This window comes from Streptomyces griseochromogenes (genome assembly GCF_001542625.1).
GTDB classification, from domain to species: domain Bacteria; phylum Actinomycetota; class Actinomycetes; order Streptomycetales; family Streptomycetaceae; genus Streptomyces; species Streptomyces griseochromogenes.
Genome location: NZ_CP016279.1, coordinates 3,629,054 through 3,650,802 on the forward strand (window position 1 = coordinate 3,629,054; position 21,749 = coordinate 3,650,802).

2 protein-coding genes are annotated in these 21,749 nt (G+C 69.0%); both read left to right on the forward strand.

Annotated elements, in window-relative coordinates:
- The first annotated feature begins 302 nt into the window (after nt 1-302).
- Nucleotides 303-10,148, forward strand: a complete 9,846-nt coding sequence (locus tag AVL59_RS55840; protein ID WP_269466065.1) for a type I polyketide synthase — start codon at nt 303-305, stop codon at nt 10,146-10,148.
- Between the two features lie 38 nt (nt 10,149-10,186).
- On the forward strand, nt 10,187-21,730 hold the full coding sequence (locus AVL59_RS55555) for a type I polyketide synthase (protein WP_159399921.1): 11,544 nt from the start codon (nt 10,187-10,189) through the stop codon (nt 21,728-21,730).
- The last annotated feature ends 19 nt before the right edge of the window (nt 21,731-21,749 follow it).

A 21,749-nucleotide genomic window follows, 5' to 3' on the forward strand; every position in this document is an offset into this window, starting at 1 on the left:
ATCTCGCTCCTGTATTTGTCGACGGGGTCGACAGCGAGGACGATAAGCGAGATCGATTTTCAAATACCTTCCTTGGCGAGGTCGGGAGTTGTCAAGGAGAAAGGTCATGTGTTCTGGATCACATGACTTTGTGGTCATTTTATGAATATTTCTAGGGGTGCTTAGGGGTGGTCGCTGGGGTTGCCATCGGAGCTGGTCACCGGCATATGCTTCGGCTGGTATTCAGTGTCGCACCGGCCTTTGTCACAGAGCATTTCGGTCAGGCTTTGTGGCCTGTTTGTTGGCAGAGGGTGAAAACTGGCGTGACTGCGGGCAACGGCGGGAAGATATCCGAACTGCGAAATCGACTCGAACCACTGTCGGTCGCCGAGCAGACGGAATTCATACTCGACGTCGTTCGTGCTGCGATTTCCGAAGCAACCGGCGAGCGGCCGTTCGGCGACGACGCATCACGTCGTCCGTTCCGCGCGCTCGGCATCTACCGCGGGCGAGCCGAGGATCTGCGCACGCGACTGTCGCAGCGCACCGGCGTACGGCTGGCACCGACCGTGCTCTTCGACCATCCGACGCCGGCCGCGCTCGCCTCCTTCCTCCGGTCCGAGCTGATGGGCACCGGCACCGAACTCACCCCCGGCCCCGACGCCGTCGGATCCGACGAACCGATCGCCGTGGTGGGGATGGCCTGCCGTTTCCCCGGAGGGATCACCGGCCCCGACAGCCTGTGGAACCTGGCCGGCGCCGGTGGCGACGCGATCTCGGACTTCCCCCGCAACCGGGGCTGGGACATCGACGCCGTCTTCGATCCCGACCCCGACCACCCGGGTACGTCCTACGTCCGCAAGGGCGGCTTCCTGCACGACGCGGGCTGGTTCGACGCGGACTTCTTCGGCCTCTCCCCCCGGGAGGCGCTGGCCACCCACCCCCAGCAACGACTGCTGCTGGAATGCGCGTGGGAGTCGTTCGAGGACGCCGGCATCGTCCCCGACCGCCTCCGCGGCAGCGACACCGGCGTGTTCGTCGGCGTCGTGCACGAGGAATACGGGCCCCACTGGCACCTGGCGCCCGAGGGCATCGAGGGATATCTCCTCATGGGAACCATGTCGAGTTCCACCGCGGGCCGGCTGTCCTACCACTTCGGATTCGAGGGCCCCGCGATCTCGCTGGACACGGCCTGCTCGTCGTCCCTGGTGGCTCTGCACCTGGCGTGCCAGTCGCTGCGGCAGGGTGAATGCTCGCTCGCGCTGGCCGCCGGAACAACGGTCAATCCGCTGCCCGGCCACTTCGTCGCGTTCAGCCGCCAGCGCGGTCTGTCCCCCGACGGTCACTGCAAGGCGTTCGGTGCCGGAGCCGATGGAACGGCCTGGGGCGAGGGCGTCGGCGTAGTCCTCGTCGAGCGCCTCCGCGACGCCGAACGCCTCGGGCATCGTGTGCTGGCGGTGGTGCGAGGCAGCGCCGTCAACCAGGACGGCGCGTCCAATGGACTGACGGCACCGAACGGGCCGGCGCAGCAGCGAGTCATCCGGCAGGCCCTGGCCAACGCGCGCCTGTCACCCGACGACATCGACGCGGTCGAGGCCCATGGCACGGGGACGGCGCTGGGCGACCCGATCGAGGCCCAGGCACTCCTCGCCACCTACGGCGCGGGCCGGACCGGCGCCCCTCTGCTGTTGGGCTCGCTCAAATCGAACATCGGCCACACCCAGGCCGCCGCCGGGGTCGCCGGCGTCATGAAGATGGTGCTGGCCCTGCAGCACGGTCGTCTGCCCCGCACCCTCTTCGCCGAACAACCCTCGCCGCACGTCGACTGGTCCACTGGCGGCATCCGGCTGCTGCAGGACCAGACGCCCTGGCCCGACACGGGTCGTCCCCGCCGCGCCGCGGTCTCCGCATTCGGCGTCAGCGGCACCAACGCCCACCTCATCCTCGAACAGGCACCTTCCCGGCCGTCCTCGGCGTCGACCGCGTCTCCCGGGTCGGCGGAGTTCGGGCTGTCCGGTACGGCGACGGGTGCGGGGGAGGGGACCGTCCGGGGCGACGTCCTTCCCAGCCCTGGTGTCGTGCCCTGGGTCGTGTCCGGGCGGGACCCGGCGGGACTGTCGGCTCAGGTGGAGCGGCTACGGGAGTTTGTGGCCGATCACCCGGAACTGCCGGTGGCGGACATCGGTTTCTCCCTGGCGACATCTCGGTCGGCCCTGGACCACCGTGCGGTGATCCTGGCCGCCGACCACGAGACGGCGATGCGGGAGCTCGACGCGCTCTCGGCACGGCAGGCCCTCGCCGAATGGGAGGGACCGGGCAGCGGCAGAGTCGCCTTCGCCTTCTCCGGCCAGGGAGCCCAGTGGATGGGGATGGGACGCGAACTGGCGGGCCGGTTCCCCGTCTTCGTCCAGGCACTGGAGGAGGTCTGCACGCTGCTGACCGACAACCTGCGAAGCGGCGGAGCCGAGCCCGAGAGCTCGGTGAGCGACCTGCTGCTGCGCGCCGGCTCCGATGCGGATGCCGGCTCCAGGTTGATCGACGAAACGATGTTCGCGCAGGCGGGTCTGTTCGCGTTCGAGGTGGCGTTGGTGGAGTTGCTGGCGTCGTGGGGTGTGAGGCCCGATGTGGTGTTGGGGCATTCGCTCGGTGAGATCACCGCCGCCTATGTGGCGGGGGTGATGTCGCTGGAGGACGCGTGTGTCTTGGTGGCGGCACGGGGCCGGCTGATGCAGGCGCTGCCGTCGGGCGGGGCGATGGCGGCGGTCCAGGTGGACGAGACGGGAGCGCGTGCGGCCCTGGCCGAACTCGGCGTCGACTCGGTGGTGTCGGTCGCGGCCGTCAACGGTCCGGCTTCTGTCGTGCTCTCCGGTCCTTCCGAACTGGTCACCGCGGTGGTGGACGTGCTGGAAGGCAGGGGTGGGCGAGCGCGGTGGCTGCGGGTGAGTCATGCGTTTCATTCGCTGCTGATGGAGCCGATGCTGGAGGAGTTCGGGCGGGTCGTGGCGGGTCTGCGGTTTCACTCTCCCCGGACGACTTTGGTCTCGGGTGTGTCCGGTGAAGTCGCCGGGGCGGAGATGGCGGAGGCCGGCTATTGGGTGCGTCACGCGCGGGAGTGTGTGAGGTTCGGTGATGCGGTGGCGGCGGCCGCGGACGTCGGGGTGTCGCGGTGGGTGGAGGTCGGACCGGACTCCGTGTTGACACCCTTGGTGCATCTCAACCTGCCGGACACGGCCGACGGTCGAACGGTCGTCGGTACGGTGCGCCGCGGCCGTCCTGTGGTCGGTCAACTCCTCGACGCCTTGGGTGACTTGTGGATCGCGGGAGTCGGCGTCGACTGGGAGCGAGCCTTCGCCGGGATGGCCTGCCGGCAGATCACGCTGCCGACTTACGCGTTTCAGCGGAAATGGTTCTGGCTGGGGGTGGACGGGGCCCCGATCGAGGTCGAGGACGAATCCGTCGCGGTTCCGGGGGTGGATGAGTGGGTGTATCGGGTGGTGTGGCGTTCGGTTCCGGGTGAGTGGGTGGGTGTGGGGGGTCGGTGGGTTGTGGTGGTGCCGCGGGGTGGGGTGGTGGGTGGGGTGGTGGGTGGTTGTGTGGAGGGGTTGCGGGGGGTGGGTGGTGAGGTGGTGGTGGTGGAGGTGGATGTGGGTGGTGAGTCGGTGTTGCGGGAGGGGTTGGTTGAGGGGTTGGTGGGGGTGCGGGATGAGGGTGTGGGGGTGGTGGGGGTGGTGTCGTTTGTGGGGTTGGTGGGTGGTTGGTGGGGTGGGGTTCCGGTGGGGGTGGGGGCGTCGTTGGTGGTGGCGCGGGTGGTGGCTGAGGTGGGTGTGGGGGGTCGGTTGTGGTGGGTGACGTCGGGGGCGGTGTCGGTGGATGGGGTGGAGGGGTTGGGTTGGGGTGGTGTGGTGCAGGGGTTGGTGTGGGGGTTGGGTCGGGTGGTGGGGTTGGAGTGGTCGGGGGGTTGGGGTGGTGTGGTGGATGTGCCGGGGGTGGTGGAGGGGCGTGTGGGTGGGTGGTTGGCGGGTGTGTTGGCGGGTGGGGAGGATCAGGTGGCGGTGCGGGGGCGGGGGGTGTTTGTGCGGCGGTTGGTGCGTGACCGGTCGGTGCTGCGTGGCCGGTCGGTGGTGGGTGATCGGTCGGTGGTGGGTGATGGGTCGGTGTTGGGTGTTGGTGTTGGTGGTGGGTTGGGTGGGTCGGTGTTGGTGACGGGTGGGACTGGTGGGTTGGGTGCGTTGGTGGCGCGGTGGGTGGTGGGGCGGGGTGCTCGGCATGTGGTGTTGGTGAGCCGGGGTGGGGAGGGTGCGGTGGGTGCGGGGGCGTTGCGGGCGGAGTTGGAGGGGGAGGGGTGTCGGGTGACGGTCGTGGCGTGTGATGTGGCTGATCGTGAGGGGCTTGCGGCGGTGCTCGACGGGTTGCCGGCCGAGTTTCCGTTGACCGCCGTCATCCACACAGCCGGAGTCCTGCGTGACGGGACGTTGGAATCGTTGGCGCTGGAGGACTTCGAGGAGGTCATGGCCGCGAAGGTGCGCGGCGCGATCAACCTTCATGAGCTGACGCAGGACCTTCAGCACCTCGAAGCCTTCATTGTCTTCTCTTCTCTTGCGGGCACCATCGGTTCTGCGGGTCAGGCAAACTACTCGGCCGCGAATGAGTTCTTGAATTCCCTGGTCGAGTTCCGGCGTGCGCGTGGCCTGCCCGGCTTGTCGGTGGCGTGGGGTGCCTGGAGCCAAGGGGGAATGGCGGACGCGGACTCCGAGGTCGGCGAGCGTCTGCGCCGGGGCGGAGTGCGGGGGATGGACTCTCGGCTGGCTTTGAAGGTGCTGGAGAACCTTGCAGGCGGTGTCGTCACGGTGGCCGACATCGACTGGGACGTGTTCGCACCCGCGTTCTACGCGGCCGGGGAGCGGCCGTTGCTGACGGAGATCCCCGAAGCGCGGCGGGCGTTGGCCGGGAACGGCTCGGATGACGGGTCGGGGTTGCGTGAGCGGTTGGTGGGGCTGTCCGCGGCCGAGCGGCACGAGCTGGTGCTGGAGCTGGTACGCGGGCAGGCCGCCGCGGTCCTGGGCCATACCGGAGGGGAGGTGCTCTCGCCCCGGCGGGCGTTCCGGGAGATGGGCTTCGACTCACTGGCCGCGGTACAGCTGCGCAACCGGCTGAACAAGACCACCGGCCTGGGCCTGCCGACCACCACCGTCTTCGACTACCCCAGCCCGGCCGAGCTGACGGACCATCTGCTGTCCCTCCTCGCCCCCGCACCGGCCGCTCCCGGCGCCGCGACGCTGACATCGCCGGTAGGGGTGGATGAGCCGGTGGCGGTGGTGGGGATGGCGTGCCGGTTTCCCGGTGGGGTGGGTTCGCCGGAGGAGTTGTGGGAGCTGGTGGCCTCGGGCCGGGACGCGATCGGCGCGTTCCCGCAGGACCGCGGCTGGGACCTCGAGGGCCTGTTCGACCCCGACCCCGACCGCACCGGCCACTCCTACACACGCGAAGGCGGCTTCGTCCACGACGCCGGCTGGTTCGACGCGGAGTTCTTCGGGATTTCGCCGCGTGAGGCGTTGGCGACGGACCCTCAGCAGCGGCTGCTGCTGGAGTCTTCGTGGGAGGTGTTTGAGCGGGCCGGTATCGATGCGAGTGCGTTGCGGGGTGCATCGGTCGGTGCTTTCGTCGGTACGAATGGCCAGGACTATGGATCGAGGGTTTCCGGCGCTGCCGACGGTCTTGAGGGGCATGTGGGGATCGGCAGCTCCGCGAGTGTGATGTCGGGTCGCCTCTCCTATTGGTTTGGCTTTGAGGGTCCTGCCGTGACGGTGGATACGGCGTGTTCGTCGTCACTGGTCGCGTTGCATCTGGCGTGTCAGTCCCTGCGCCAGAACGAGTGCTCACTGGCCCTGGTCGGCGGAGCCACCGTCATGTCGACGCCGCGAGTGTTCATCGAGTTCAGCCGCCAGCGCGGGCTGGCCCCTGACGGACGCTGCAAACCCTTCGCCGCCACCGCCGACGGCACCGCCTGGAGCGAAGGCGTCGGCATGCTGCTGGTCGAACGCCTCTCGGATGCCCAACGCCACGGCCACCGCGTACTGGCGGTGGTGCGGGGGAGTGCGGTGAATCAGGACGGTGCGTCGAACGGGTTGACGGCGCCGAACGGGCCGTCGCAGCAGCGGGTGATCAGGCAGGCGCTGGCGAACGCCCGCCTGGCCCCGGGCGAAGTCGACGCGGTCGAAGCCCACGGCACCGGCACCGCCCTCGGCGACCCCATCGAAGCCCACGCCCTCCTCGCCACCTACGGAACCAACCGCACCGGCGAACCACTGCGGCTGGGATCCATCAAATCCAACATCGGCCACACCCAAGCAGCCGCCGGAATGGCCGGCGTCATCAAAATGGTGATGGCCATGCAACACGGCGTACTGCCACGCACCCTGTGGGCCGAGGAACCCACACCACTCGTCGACTGGACCAGCGGCACCGTGGAACTACTCCACGAACAGACACCCTGGCCCGAGACCGGACGGCCACGACGCGCCGCAGTCTCCTCCTTCGGCATCAGCGGCACCAACGCCCACCTCATCCTCGAACAAGCCCCACCCCAACCCACCCACCAACCCACCCACCAGCCAACCGACCAGCCCGCCCCGACACCCCCCGGCGGCGTGCCCTGGATCCTGTCAGGACACAACCGGGCAGCCCTGCTCGCCCAGGCCGAGCGGCTACGGGACTTCCTGACCGCGCACCCCGAAGTGCCCCTCACCGAGACCGGCTCCGCACTGGCACTGTCCCGAACCGCCCTGCCCCACCGCACCGCCTTCGTCGCCACCGACCACCACCAGGCCCTCACACAACTCGAAGCCGTCCGGTCCGGACAGCTACCGGCCCACACCGTCCGCGACGACACCACCAAGATCGCCTTCGTCTTCGCCGGCCAGGGCGCCCAACACATCGGCATGGGACGCGAACTGGCCGCCCGCTTCCCCGCCTTCGCCACCACCTACCACCACGTGTGCACCCTGATCGACCACGCACTCGCGGACAAGAACACACCCCAGGGCCTCTCCGTCGGCGAACTGCTGCTGCGAGCCGACCCCGACGGCCCGCACGCCACCCTGATCGACCAGACACTCTTCGCCCAGACCGGCCTGTTCGCCTTCCAAGTCGCCCTCGTCGACCTCCTCGCCACCTGGGGCATCACCCCCGACCTCGTCCTGGGCCACTCCCTCGGAGAGATCACCGCCGCCCACATCGCGGGCGTGATGAACCTCCACGACGCCTGCGCCCTCGTCGCGGCACGCGCCCACCTCATGCAGACCCTCCCACCCGGCGGAGCCATGGCCGCCGTCCAGACCACGGAGGCCGAGGCCCGTCGGCTCATCACCGGCACAAGCGTGTCCATCGCCGCCGTCAACGGTCCCGCCTCCCTCGTCCTGTCCGGCCCCGAGGACGCCCTCACCACGATCATCGACGGCCTTGAACAACACGGTGAGCGCGTACAACGGCTACGCGTCAGCCACGCCTTCCACTCCAGCCTCATGACGCCGATGCTGAGCGACTTCGAAGAAGCCCTCGCTGGCCTGCACCTGAACCCACCCCGCGTCGAACTGGTCTCCGCACTCACCGGACAACCGGCCGGGGACGACGTCACCTCACCCGACTACTGGGTCCGCCACGTCCGTGAGACCGTCCGCTTCGCCGACGCCCTCACCACCACCCACCAACACCACCCCACCCACTACCTCGAAATCACCCCCCACCCCACCCTCACCCCCCTCATCCACCACAACCAACCCACCCCACCCCCCACCACCAACCCACCCCACATCCACCCCACCACCCACCAACCCAACGAAACACACACCACCCTCACCACCCTCACCCACCTCTGGACCACCGGCACCCCCACCACCTGGAACACCCTCCACACCCCCACCCACACACCCCTGCCCACCTACCCCTTCCAACGCAAGCACTACTGGGCTGAAGTGGCGGCTGCGCAACGTGCCGCTCACCAGGGCCCGGCGGAGAGTCGCTTCTGGGATGCGGTCGAGCAGCAGGACACGGCCGCCTTTGCCAAGGCACTGAGGATCGACGGCTTTGACCGGCAGCCCTCGCTCGACGTCGTTCTTCCCGCGCTTGCGCAACTGCGTCAGCATGACCGCGATCAGGCCGAATTGGCCGATTGGCGCTATCGGACCGAGTGGCGTCCCGTCACGGAGGGCGCCAGGAGCCCTGTGTCCGGAACCTGGCTGGTCGTGGTTCCGTCAGCCGACGGCATCGGAGGCACGGCACGATTGCTGATCTCGTCGATGACGCTGCACGGAGGCGAAGTACACACGGTCGAGTTGGCGCGAGACGAGCTCGAACGTGACACGGTGTGCGCACGTCTGCGTGAGGTCGCCCAGGTCGGGAACGGTGATCTTGCGGGGGTCGTGGGCGTAGTGTCCTTGCTGGCCCTGGACGAGCGCCCAGATCCGCAGTACGCGGCCGTTCCCTGCGGATTCTCGGGAACCGTGGCGCTGATCCAGGCGCTGGGCGAAGTCGGCTTCGTGGGGCGGACCTGGTGCGTGACACGAGGAGCGGTCTCGGTGGGTGCCGGGGAGCCGCTGCCGCACCCGTTGCAGGGCCTCGTCTGGGGACTCGGACGGGTGCTGGGCCTTGAGGTGCCTGAGCGCTGGGGCGGTTTGATCGATCTGCCCGAGGAGCTGGACGACGGGGTGTGGGATCGGCTCGGAGGAGTCCTGGCGGGTGACGGGGGAGAGGACCAGCTGGCGATCCGTGGTCCGGGGCTCATGGCACGGCGGCTGGTCCGGGCTCCCCTGGGCGGCCGGGCCCCGGAGCGAGCCTGGACACCTGGCGGAACGGTGCTCGTGACCGGGGGTACAGGAGGTGTGGGCCGTGCGGTCGTCAGGTGGCTGGCCCGGTCCGGTGCGGAGCACCTGCTGCTGGTGAGCCGTAGCGGCAGCGCGGCCGAGGGCGCGTCGGAGCTCAGCGCCGAACTGGCGGGCCTGGGCGTCGGGGTCACGATCACCGCGTGCGATGTGGCAGACCGGGACGCACTGGGGGACCTCCTGGCGAGGATCCCGTCGGGGCTTCCGCTGACGGCCGTATTCCACGCTTCTGCCGAACTCGCGGACGGAGCGGTTGACACCCTCACTCCCGAGCAGATCGATCGTGCTCTACGGGCCAAGGTGCGCGGAGCTCTGCTCCTCCATGAACTGACCAGGCATCTGGAGCTGTCGGCCTTCGTGTTGTTCTCGTCGACCGCCGCTGTCCTGGCCGCTCCCGGACAGGGGAACTACGCGCCGGGCAACGCGATGCTGGACGCATTGGCGCAGCACCGGCGCGCGAGGGGGCTCCCGGCGACTTCGATCGCCTGGGGCGCGTGGGCCGGAGAAGGGATGTCGGCGAGAGGGAGTGTCGCGAGGACGCAGTCGCGGCACGGTGTGCCGCTGATGCGGCACGACCTGGCATTGAAGGCGCTCCAGGAGGTCCTGGACCACGACGAGGCGAACGTGGTCATCGCGAACATCGACTGGCGACGTCTGGCCGCCGGTCTTCCGGGTACCCGTCCCAGCCCTCTGATCGGGGAAATTCCGGAAGCGAACATGCCGGAGGGCGGCGCGACTTCCGGGAACGCCGCACCACAGAGCTTCACGCGGCGCCTGGCCGAGATCCCCGACCCCGAGCGGGGTGAGTTCATCCGGAACCTGGTGCGCGCCCAAGTGGCGTCGGTGCTCGGTCATGACTCGCCGGCGGTCCTGCCCGACGGCCGGGCCTTCAGAGAGATCGGATTCGACTCGGTCACGGGCCTGGAGCTGCGCAACCGTTTGAATGCTGTCACCGGCGGACTGCTTCCGGCCTCGCTGGTCTTCGACTATCCCAACATTTCCGCGCTCGCCGCATATCTCCACCGGGAGTTCGCTCCCGGTACGGCAGCGGATACCGCGCCGACGGAGGTGCTCCAGGCCCTCGAACGGCTTGAGTCGGCACTGGCGAGCACTCCGGAGAGCGACGTCGAGATCAGGGATGTGGAAAGCCGTCTTCGCTCGTTGCTACGGCGGTACGGCAATCGACAGTCGCCGGAATCCGGAGCGGAGAAGTCGCTGGATCTCGAAGGTGCCTCACAGGATGAGGTCTTCGCCCTGCTCGACAGAGAGCTTGGCGAGTCCGGCCGGCGTTGAATCCAATCCGACCCTCGCGAGAGAAAGGGAAGGCCGCTGTGGACAACGAAGAGAAGCTGTTCTCCTACCTGAAGCGGACGACCGCAGAACTTCAGGACGTACGAGGCCGGTTGGAAGAACTCGAGCATGCTTCCCACGAGCCCGTGGCGGTGGTGGGGATGGCGTGCAGGTTCCCCGGGGGTGTGCGTTCTCCGGAGGACCTGTGGGATCTGGTGGCCTCGGGTGGGGACGCGATCGGCGGATTCCCGTCGGACCGGGGCTGGAATGTGGAGGAACTGTTCGATCCGGATCCGGCTCGCGTGGGGCACTCGTATGTGCGTGAGGGCGGGTTCGTCGAGGATGCGGGCTGGTTCGACGCCGGGTTCTTCGGGATCTCGCCGCGTGAGGCGCTGGCGATGGATCCGCAGCAGCGGTTGCTGATGGAGTGCTCCTGGGAGGTGTTTGAGCGGGCGGGCATCGATGTGAGTGATTTGCGGGGTAAGCCGGTTGGTGTTTTCGTCGGAACGAATGGTCAGGATTACGGGTCTCGGGTTTCTGGCGCGGACGCCGGTGTCGAAGGCCATTTGGGGATCGGTAACTCGGCAAGTGTGATGTCTGGTCGTGTGTCGTATTGGTTTGGTTTTGAGGGTCCTGCGGTGACGGTGGATACGGCGTGTTCGTCGTCGTTGGTGGCGTTGCATTGGGCGGTGCGGGCTTTGCGGTCGGGTGAGTGTGATCTGGCGTTGGCTGGTGGGGTGTCGGTGATGTCGACGCCGGGGATTTTTGTGGAGTTTTCGCGGCAGCGGGGGTTGGCGGTGGATGGGCGGTGCAAGGCGTTTGGTGCGGGGGCGGATGGGACGGCGTGGGGTGAGGGTGTGGGGGTGTTGGTGGTGGAGCGTTTGTCGGATGCGGTGCGGTGTGGGCATCGGGTGTTGGCGGTGGTGCGGGGGAGTGCGGTGAATCAGGATGGTGCGTCGAATGGGTTGACGGCGCCGAATGGGCCGTCGCAGCAGCGGGTGATTCGGCGGGCGTTGGTGGATGCGGGGGTGGGTGCGGGTGAGGTGGATGTGGTGGAGGGGCATGGGACGGGGACTGCTTTGGGTGATCCGATCGAGGCGCAGGCGTTGTTGGCGGTGTATGGGGCGGGGCGGGTGGGTGGGCCTTTGTGGTTGGGGTCGGTGAAGTCGAATATCGGTCATGCGCAGGCGGCTGCGGGGGTGGCTGGTGTGATCAAGATGGTGATGGCGATGCGGTGTGGGGTGTTGCCGCGGACGTTGTGGGTGGATGAGCCGTCTGGGCATGTGGAGTGGGCTGGTGGTGGTGTGGAGTTGTTGCGGGAGGAGGTGGTGTGGCCGGAGACGGGGCGGCCGCGGCGGGTGGGGGTGTCGTCGTTCGGTGTGAGTGGGACGAATGCGCATGTGATTCTTGAGCAGGCTCCGTCGGGGGTGGTTTTGGGGGGTGGCGGGCGGGGTGTGCCGGCTTTGTGTGGTGGTGTGTTGTGGGTGGTGTCGGGGTGTGGTCGGGAGGGGTTGCGGGGGCAGGTGGAGCGGTTGCGGGATTTTGTGGTGGCGGATCCTGGGGTGTCGGTGGTGGATGTGGGGTGTGCGTTGGCGGTGTCGCGGGCGGGTTTGGATCATCGTGTGGCGTTTGTGGTTTCGGGGCGTGAGCAGGCGGTGGGTGAGTTGGAGGCGTTGTTGGGTGAGCCGCTTCTGGGTGTGAGCGCGGGAGCGGGAGCGGGTGTGAGCGCGGCTACGGGTTCGGGTTCGGGTGTGGGTGGGGGTTCGGGTGGGGGTGGGGTGGGGTTTGTGTGTGGTGGTCAGGGTGGGCAGCGGGTGGGGATGGGGCGGGAGTTGGCGGGGCGGTTTCCGGTTTTTGCTGGGGTGTTTGAGCGGGTGTGTGGGTTGTTGGGTTTGGATCCGGGTGGGTTGTCGGCGGGGGTGGTGGATCAGACGGGTTGGGCGCAGGCGGGTTTGTTCGCGTTCGAGGTGGCGTTGGTGGAGTTGCTGGGGTCGTGGGGTGTGAGGCCTGATGTGGTGTTGGGGCATTCGCTGGGTGAGATCACCGCTGCCTATGTGGCGGGGGTGATGTCGTTGGAGGATGCGTGTGTGTTGGTGGCGGCGCGGGGCCGGTTGATGCAGGGTCTGCCGTCGGGTGGGGTGATGGCGGCGGTCCAGGTGGACGAGGTGCGGGCGCGGGCGGTGTTGGCCGGGCTCGGTGTCGAGGGGGTGGTGTCGGTCGCGGCGGTGAATGCTCCGGCTTCGGTTGTGTTGTCGGGTCCTGCGGAGCGGGTCGCTGTGGTGGTGGATGTTCTGGAGGGTATGGGGTGCAGGGCTTCGTGGTTGCGGGTGAGTCATGCGTTTCATTCGGTGTTGATGGAGCCGATGCTGGAGGAGTTCGAGGGGGTGGTGGCGGGGTTGCGGTTCCGTCCTCCCCGGATGACGTTCATTTCGGGTGTGTCCGGTGAGGTGGCGGGGGCGGAGGTGGCGGAGGCCGGTTATTGGGTGCGTCATGTGCGGGAGTGTGTGCGGTTCGGTGACGCGGTGGGGGCGGCTGTGGGGGTGGGGGTGTCGCGGTGGGTGGAGATCGCTCCGGATGCGGTGCTGGCGCCGTTGGTGCGTCTGAACCAGCCGGCTTCGGTGGAGGACGCGCTGGTTGTGGGGGTGCGGGACGGGCGTGAGGTGGAGGGTGTGCTGGGGATGGTGGGTGAGTTGTGGGCGTCGGGTATCGAGGTGGAGTGGGGGGAGTTGTTTGCCGGGGTGGACGCGAGGAGTGTCTCGTTGCCGGTGTATGGGTTTCGGCGGGAGTGGTTCTGGCTGGGTGCAGGGCATGGGTGGGTGGACGGTGTGGTGGAGGTGGGGGGCGAGGGTGCGCATGTGGTGTGGGGGCGTTTGACGGGGGGTGGGTTGCTCGCGGGGCATGTGGTGCTGGGGTCGGTGTTGTTTCCCGGTTCGGGGTTCGTGGAGCTGGCCGGCCGGGCGGGCGCCCTGGTGGAGTACGGCGAGATCGGGGAACTGGTACTGGAATCCGCGCTGGTGCTGGAACAGGGTGCGGCAATCGAGGTGCAGGTCCACATCGAGCCCGAACAGGCCGACACACCCGGACGCCGCGAGTACGTGGTCCTGGCACGCCACCAACCCCAGGAACAGGAACAGCAACAGGAGCTGGAGCTGGAGCTTCAGGAGGGTGGTGGGGTGTCGGCGGGGTGGGTGCGGTATGCCAGTGGTTTCCTGACCCGACCCGACACTGCTACTGACACCGCCGCCGACACCGGTACCGGCATCGACTCCGGGTCTGGGTCTGGGTCTGGGTCTGGGTCTGGGTCTGGTTCGGGGTGGGTGGAGTGGGCGGGGGTGTGGCCGCCGGTGGGTGGGGTGGAGGTGGGTCTGGAGGGGTTTTACGAGCAGGTGGCCCGGGGCGGGTTCGCGTATCAGGGGGCGTTTCGGGGACTGTGCGGGGTGTGGCGGGCGGAGGGGACGGTGTTCGCGGAGGTGGCCCTGCCCAAGGAATGGCGGTCAGGGGTAGGAGAGTTCGCTCTGCATCCGGCCGTGCTGGACGCGGCCCTGCACGCCTGTTTCGCCACCGCCCAGGGCCCGGCACGGCTCCCGTTCGCCTGGCACCGGGTACGCATCCACCAAAGCGGTGTGCAGCGGGTACGGGCACGTCTGCAATGGCTGGACGAGGACACCCTCACCATCGACCTCGCCGACGAACACGCCCGCCACGTCGCCTCCATCGCCTCCCTGACCCTCCGCGCCCCCACCAACACCCCCCACACCACACCCCACACCACCCCCACCGGAACCGGTGAGGAATCACTCTTCCAGCTCGACTGGATCCCCCTCACCCCCACCAACAACCAACCCGACACCCCCGACACCCCCGACACCCCCGACACCCCCGACAGCCCCGACAGTTCCGACGGCACGGTTGGTGCGGACGGCCCGGACGGCGCCGATGGCTCTGCTGGCGTGGATGCTGGTGGTGGTGTGTGGGTGTTGGTGGGTGAGGATGTGCTGGGCTGGGGTGGGGTGCTGGGCCGGGCGGCGGTGGTGGTGGCCGACCGGGCGGGAGCGGAGGAACTACTCGCCCGGACACCTGCCGGGACGGCCGGGGCGGGGGTGGCGGGTGTGGTGGTGCAGCCGGCTCCCGGAGCGGGTGACGGCACGTTCCCCCGGGTGGGTGAGGTCCTTGAATGGCTGCAGTGGTGGGCGCAGGAAGGACCGGCCGGGGCCCGGCTCGTGATCGCGACCAGGGGCGGGGTGTTCACCGGCCCCGGAGACGCACCCGAGGACGGTGAACACGCCGCGATCTGGGGACTGGTCCGCTCCGCACAGGCCGAACACCCCGACCGGTTCGTCCTCATCGACACCCACCGCGAGACCCGCTGGCGCACCACACCCCCCGCACACCTGCTCACCCAGATCCTCACCGGCCGCGTCAACGACCTCGACGAACCCCAGACCGCCTGGCGCGAAACCACCCTCCTCGCACCCCGCCTCAACCACGTCGACCTCACCACCCACCTCAACCCCCCCACCACCAACCCCGGTAGCGCCGACAAGAGCGATACCGGTGAGGATCCGGACGTGCCGGGGCTGGGCTGGTGTGTGGCGCCGTTCCTGCCGGGTGGTCCGGGAGTGATCGGCGGGGGGACGGGCTGGCAGCTGACCCAGACGGATCCCGGTGTCCTGGACGGTCTGGCCCTGACCAGCCACCCCGCTCCCGAACTGACGGGCGACGAGGTCCGTGTCGGCATGCGCGCCGCCGGGATCAACTTCCGCGACCTGCTCCACGTCCTGGACCTCTACCCCGGCCCGCAACCCGACGTCCTGGGCAGCGAAGGCGCCGGCATCGTCCTGGAGACCGGCCCCGACGTGAACGACCTCGCCCCCGGCGACCGCGTCTTCGGACTCATCCCCGGCGCCTTCGCCGCCAGCGCCGTCACCCGCCGCCCCTACCTCACCCCCATCCCCCCCGCCTTCACCTTCGAACAAGCCGCCGGCATCCCCATGGCCTTCCTGACCGCCCACTACGCCCTCACCCACCTGGCCCACCTCACCCCCGGCCAGCACATCCTCATCCACGCCGCCGCCGGCGGCGTCGGCATGGCCGCCACCCAACTCGCCCACCACCTCGGCGCCACCTGCTACGCCACCGCCTCCCCCCGCAAATGGCCCGCCCTCACCCACGCCGGCCTCGACCGACCCGGCCACCTCGCCAGCTCCCGCGACCCCGACTTCGCCTCCCACCTCACCCTCCCCGACCACGGCCTCGACATCATCCTCAACTCCCTCACCGGCCCCTACATCGACACCTCCCTCACCCTCCTGCGCCCCGGCGGCCACTTCCTCGAAATGGGCAAAACCGACCTCCGCGACCCCCACACCCTCCCCCACACCAACCCCCCCATCCACTACCAGCCCTTCGACCTCGCCGACGTCCCACCCCACACCATCCAAAACACCCTCACCCACCTCACCACCCTCCTCACCGACAACACCCTCACCCCCATCCCCCACACCCCCTACGACCTCCGCCACGCCCCCACCGCCCTCCGCCACCTCCAAACAGCCCGCCACACCGGCAAACTCATCCTCACCATCCCCACCACCCCCCACCCCGACGGCACCACCCTCATCACCGGCGGCACCGGCACCCTCGCCACCCACACCGCCCGCCACCTCGCCACCCACCACCACGCCCGCCACTTCCTCCTCGCCTCCCGCACCGGCCCCAACCACCCCCACGCCCAACACATCCACGACACCCTCACCGCCCTCGGCGCCACCACCACCCTCATCACCGCCGACACCTCCCACCCCGACACCTGGCCCACCCTCCTCAACCACATCCCCCCAAACCACCCCCTCACCACCATCATCCACACCGCCGCCACCACCCACGACACCACCCTCACCCACCTCACCCCCCACCACCTCAACACCACCCTCACCACCAAAGCCACCACCGCCCACCACCTCCACCACCACACCCACCACCTCGACCTCGCCCACACCACCCACTACTCCTCAGCCGCCGGCGTCCTCGGCGCCCCCGGCCAAGCCAACTACGCCGCCGCCAACGCCTACCTCGACACCCTCCCCCACCACCACCCCCACACCACCACCCTCGCCTACGGCCTCTGGAACCTCACCACCACCATCACCCAACACCTCACCCCCACCGACAAACAACGCATGCAACGCCACGGCCACACCCCCCTCACCCCCACCCAAGCCCTCACCCACTACACCACCACCCACCAACACCCCACCCCCCACACCATCCCCATCAACCTCACCCCACCCCCCAACCACCCCACCCACACCCCACCCCTCTACCGCACCATCACCCCCCACCCCACCACCCCACCCACCAACCACCCCACCAACCCACACCCACACACCAGCCAACCCACCAACCCAACCCCCCTCCTCACCCAACTCACCCACCAAACCCCCCAACAACGCCACCACACCCTCCTCACCCACATCCAAACCCACACCGCCACCATCCTCGGCCACCCCAACCCCACCACCATCCACCCCCACCAACCCTTCAACCAACAAGGACTCGACTCCCTCACCACCATCGAACTCCGCAACCAACTCCAAAAAACAACCGGACTCCACCTCCCCCCCACCACCATCTTCGACCACCCCACCCCCACCCACCTCGCCCAACACCTCAACAACACACTCCAACAAACCACGGCAGAACAAGGGGAGTTGCCGTCGCGGTCTGCGTCTCAACAGGCAAGGGTTGTGTCCGACCACATGTCGTCGGTGGATGAGCCGGTGGCGGTGGTGGGGATGGCGTGCCGGTTTCCCGGTGGGGTGGGTTCGCCGGAGGAGTTGTGGGAGCTGGTGGCCTCGGGCCGGGACGCGATCGGCGCGTTCCCGCAGGACCGCGGCTGGGACCTCGATGGCCTGTTCGACCCCGACCCCGACCGCACCGGCCACTCCTACACACGCGAAGGCGGCTTCGTCCACGACGCCGGCTGGTTCGACCCCGCCTTCTTCAACATCTCACCCCGCGAAGCACTGGCCATGGACCCCCAACAACGACTCCTGCTCGAATGCTCCTGGCACGCCTTCGAACACGCCGGCATCGACGTCACCACCCTGCGCGGCAGCAACACCGGCGTCTTCATCGGCGCCGCCACCTCCAACTACATCACCACCTGGCACAACCCCCAAGCCGTCGAAGGCTTCACCCTCACCGGAAACTCCGCCAGCGTCCTGTCCGGCCGCCTCTCCTACACCTACGGCTTCCAAGGCCCCGCCCTGACCATGGACACCGCCTGCTCCTCCGCCCTGGTCGCCCTCCACACCGCCACCCGCTCCCTACGCCACCACGAATGCACCCTCGCCCTGGCCGGAGCCACCACCATCATGGCCACCCCCGGCATCTTCACCGAATTCAGCCGCCAACGCGCCCTCGCCCCCAACGGACGCTGCAAACCCTTCGCCGCCACCGCCGACGGCACCGCCTGGAGCGAAGGCACCGCCATCCTCCTCCTCGAACGCCTCACCGACGCCCAACACCACCACCACCCCATCCTCGCCCTCATCCGCGGCACCGCCGTCAACCAAGACGGCGCCTCCAACGGCCTCACCGCCCCCAACGGACCCTCCCAACAACGCGTCATCCACCAAGCCCTCACCGACGCCCACCTCACCCCCAACGACATCGACACCGTCGAAGCCCACGGCACCGGCACCACCCTCGGCGACCCCATCGAAGCCCACGCCCTCCTCGCCACCTACGGAACCAACCGCACCGCCGAACCACTACGGCTGGGATCCATCAAATCCAACATCGGCCACACCCAAGCAGCCGCCGGAATGGCCGGCGTCATCAAAATGGTGATGGCCATGCAACACGGCGTACTGCCACGCACCCTGTGGGCCGAGGAACCCACACCACACGTCGACTGGACCAGCGGCACCGTGGAACTACTCCACGAACAGACACCCTGGCCCGAGACCGGACGGCCACGACGCGCCGCAGTCTCCTCCTTCGGCATCAGCGGCACCAACGCCCACCTCATCCTCGAACAAGCCCCACCCCAACCCACCCACCAACCCACCCACCAGCCAACCGACCAGCCCGCACCGACACCCCCCGGCGGCGTGCCCTGGATCCTGTCAGGACACAACCCCCAAGCACTCCACGGCCAGATCGCACGTCTGCGCCAGTTCGTGGTCACCCACCCCGACACGCCCGTCACCGACATCGGTTACTCCCTGGCCGTGTCCCGTGCACCTCTGGACCACCGCGCCGTGATCCTCGCCACCGATCGCCAACAGGCCCTCGGCGAGCTGGAAGCACTTCTGAGCGAGCGCCTCCAGACCCGCACCTACGATGGCAAGCTCGCCTTCGTCTTCTCCGGTCAGGGCGCCCAACACGCCGGCATGGGACGCGAACTGGCCGCCCGCTTCCCCGTCTTCGCCGACACTTTCCAGCAGGTCCGCACGCTGCTGCACCTCGACCCCGACGGCCCGCCCCCCGAACTGATCGACCAGACCGTGCACGCCCAGACCGGCCTGTTCGCCTTCGAAGTCGCCCTCGTCGACCTCCTCGCCACCTGGGGCATCACCCCCGACCTCGTCCTGGGCCACTCCCTCGGAGAGATCACCGCCGCCCACATCGCCGGCGTGATGAACCTCCACGACGCCTGCGCCCTCGTCGCGGCACGCGCCCACCTCATGCAGACCCTCCCACCCGGCGGAGCCATGGCCGCCGTCCAGACCACGGAGGCCGAGGCCCGTCGGCTCATCACCGGCACAAGCGTGTCCATCGCCGCCGTCAACGGTCCCGCCTCCCTCGTCCTGTCCGGCCCCGAGGACGCCCTCACCACGATCATCGACGGCCTTGAACAACACGGTGAGCGCGTACAACGGCTACGCGTCAGCCACGCCTTCCACTCCAGCCTCATGACGCCGATGCTGAGCGACTTCGAAGAAGCCCTCGCCGGCCTGCACCTGAACCCACCCCGCATCGAACTGATCTCCGCACTCACCGGACAACCGGCCGGGGACGACGTCACCTCACCCGACTACTGGGTCCGCCACGTCCGTGAGACCGTCCGCTTCGCCGACGCGGTGGATGCCGCTGCCGGTTCAGGCGTGTCGCGGTGGGTGGAGATCGGCCCGGACGCCGTGCTGACTCCTCTGATCCACCTCAGCCGGCCGGAGTCCGCCGAGGACCAGGCGGTGGTCGTGGGCGCCGTGCGTCGTGAGCGGTCCGAGGTGGAGAGTCTGCTGGACGCGGTGGGAGAGCTCTGGAAGACGGGCGCGGACGTCGACTGGGAGGGGCTGTTCGCCGGGTCGGGAGGGAAGAAGGTCCCGTTGCCGGCCTATGCCTTCCAGCGAGAGCTCTACTGGATGGACCAGAGTTCTCAAGCACAGGGTGATGCCGCCGGCGTCGGCCGGATCGAGAACCGCTTCTGGGAGGCCGTCGAACGGGGGGACGTCCCCCTCGTCGCCGAGACGCTGCGCATCCAGGACCGCGAACGGGAATCCGCGCTGAGCGGATTGCTGTCCTCGCTGTCGCGGTGGCGGCGCAACACCCTGGACCAGGAGAAGCTCTCGGACTGGCTGTATCGCGTGGTGTGGCGTCCGGTTCCGGACGAGTCGGCGGGCGTGCGGGGCCGGTGGGTCGCGGTGGTTCCGCGTGATCGTGGCTCGGACACGGTGGTCACCGGCTGTGTGCGGGAACTGCGGAGCGCCGGTGGCGAGACGGTGGTCGTCGAAGTGGATACGGACAGTGAAACGGGACTGCGCGAGGGACTGGTCGCCGCCCTGCGAGGTGTGCGGGACGAGGGCGTGGTGCCGGTGGGCGTGGTGTCCTTCCTGGGGCTCGCCCGCGGCTGGTGGGGCGGCGTGCCCGTCGGCGTGGGCGCCTCGCTGGTGTTGGCGCAGACGCTGGGCGAGGTCGGATGTGACGGGCGCCTGTGGCTGGTGACCTCGGGCGCGGTGTCGGTGGACGGCAGGGAGGTCGGTGCCTGGGACGGTGTCGTGCAGGGCGCGGTGTGGGGTCTGGGCCGGGTGGTGGGGCTGGAACGGCCGGACGGATGGGGCGGGTTGGTCGATGTCCCGGCCGTGGTGGACCGACGCACCGGTGGGATGTTCGCGAGCGCGCTGGGCGGCATGCGGGACGAGGACCAGATCGCGATCCGTCCGCAGGGGATGTTCGTCCGCCGCCTGGTACGAGACCGCTCTGCCGTGACACATGCCGGCCCCTCCGGTGTGCTCCACGCCGGTCCTTCCGGCGATTGGTGGAAGCAGGGGTCGGTGGTCGTCACCGAGGGAACGGGCGCCATGGGTGCCGAGGCCGCGCGGTGGCTGGCCGCGCGTGGGGCCTCGCATGTGGTGTTGGTCAGCCGGACCGGAGCCCGCGCACCCGGAGCGGAGGAACTGCGAGCCGAACTGGAGGAGTCGGGCTGTCGGGTCACGATCGCCGCGTGCGACGTGGCCGACCGTGACCACCTTGCCGCGGTCCTGGACGGACTGCCGGCCGACGCGCCGCTGACGGGAATCGTCCACGCCGCCGACGTATTGCGCGGTGGGCCCCTGGAGTCGCTGGCGCTGGAGGACGACTTCGAGGACGTCATGCGGTCGAAGCTGCGGGGTGCGATCAACCTGCACGAGCTGACCCGGGGACTGCCCGACCTCAGGGCCTTCGTCCTCTTCTCGTCGGCGACGGGGGTGTGGGGCGCCGCGTCCCAGGGACCGCGTGCCGCGGCGAACGAGTTCCTCAACGCCCTGGCCGGGTTCCGACGCGGGAACGGCCTGCCCGCTCTGTCGGTCGCGTGGGGCGCCTGGGAGGGCGAGGGCCCGGAAACGGACGAACGCCTGCGGCGCAGCGGCGTACGGGGCATGAGCCCGTCGTCGGCCCTGCTCGTGCTCGACAGCCTGACGAACGACGTCGTGACCGTGGCCGACATCGAATGGGAGACCTTCGCGCCGGCGTTCTCCGCGGCCCGAGAACGTCCGCTCCTGGCGGAGATACCGGAAGCACGGCAAGCGCTCATCGCGGCGGCGGACGGCGGTGAAGGCGACGGCGAGGCCTGGCGGAGCAGGCTGGCGGAGCTGGACGAGGCAGGACGGCTCGAAGTGACGCTGGAGCTGGTGCGCAGGCAGGCCGCGGCGGTCCTGGGGCATGCCGACGGTGACCCGGTCTCGGCCAGGCAGGCGTTCCGGGAGATGGGGTTCGATTCCCTGGCGGCCGTACAGTTGCGGAACCGGCTCAACAAGGCGACCGGGATCCGGCTTTCGGCGACCACCGTCTTCGACTACCCGACGCCCGCCGACCTGACCCGCCGTCTGCTCTCCCTGCTCGACGGAGACGATCCCGGCGACGGGAACTCCGTGCTGGACGACGTGGCGCGGCTGGAGTCGAAAATGCTCGGCAGTTCCTTCGACAGGGCGCTGCTGGACGCTCTGCGTGATCGCCTGGAGCGGATCGTCCGGGGGATGGATCCCGGAAGGTCCGGCGATGAGGGCGACGGGGGAGACGGGGGTGACAAGCGCGAGATCGCCGACGCGACGGCGGAGGAGATGCTCGATCTGATTCGCGATGAATTCGGCAAGCAGTGACCGCTCACGAAAGCCCGGG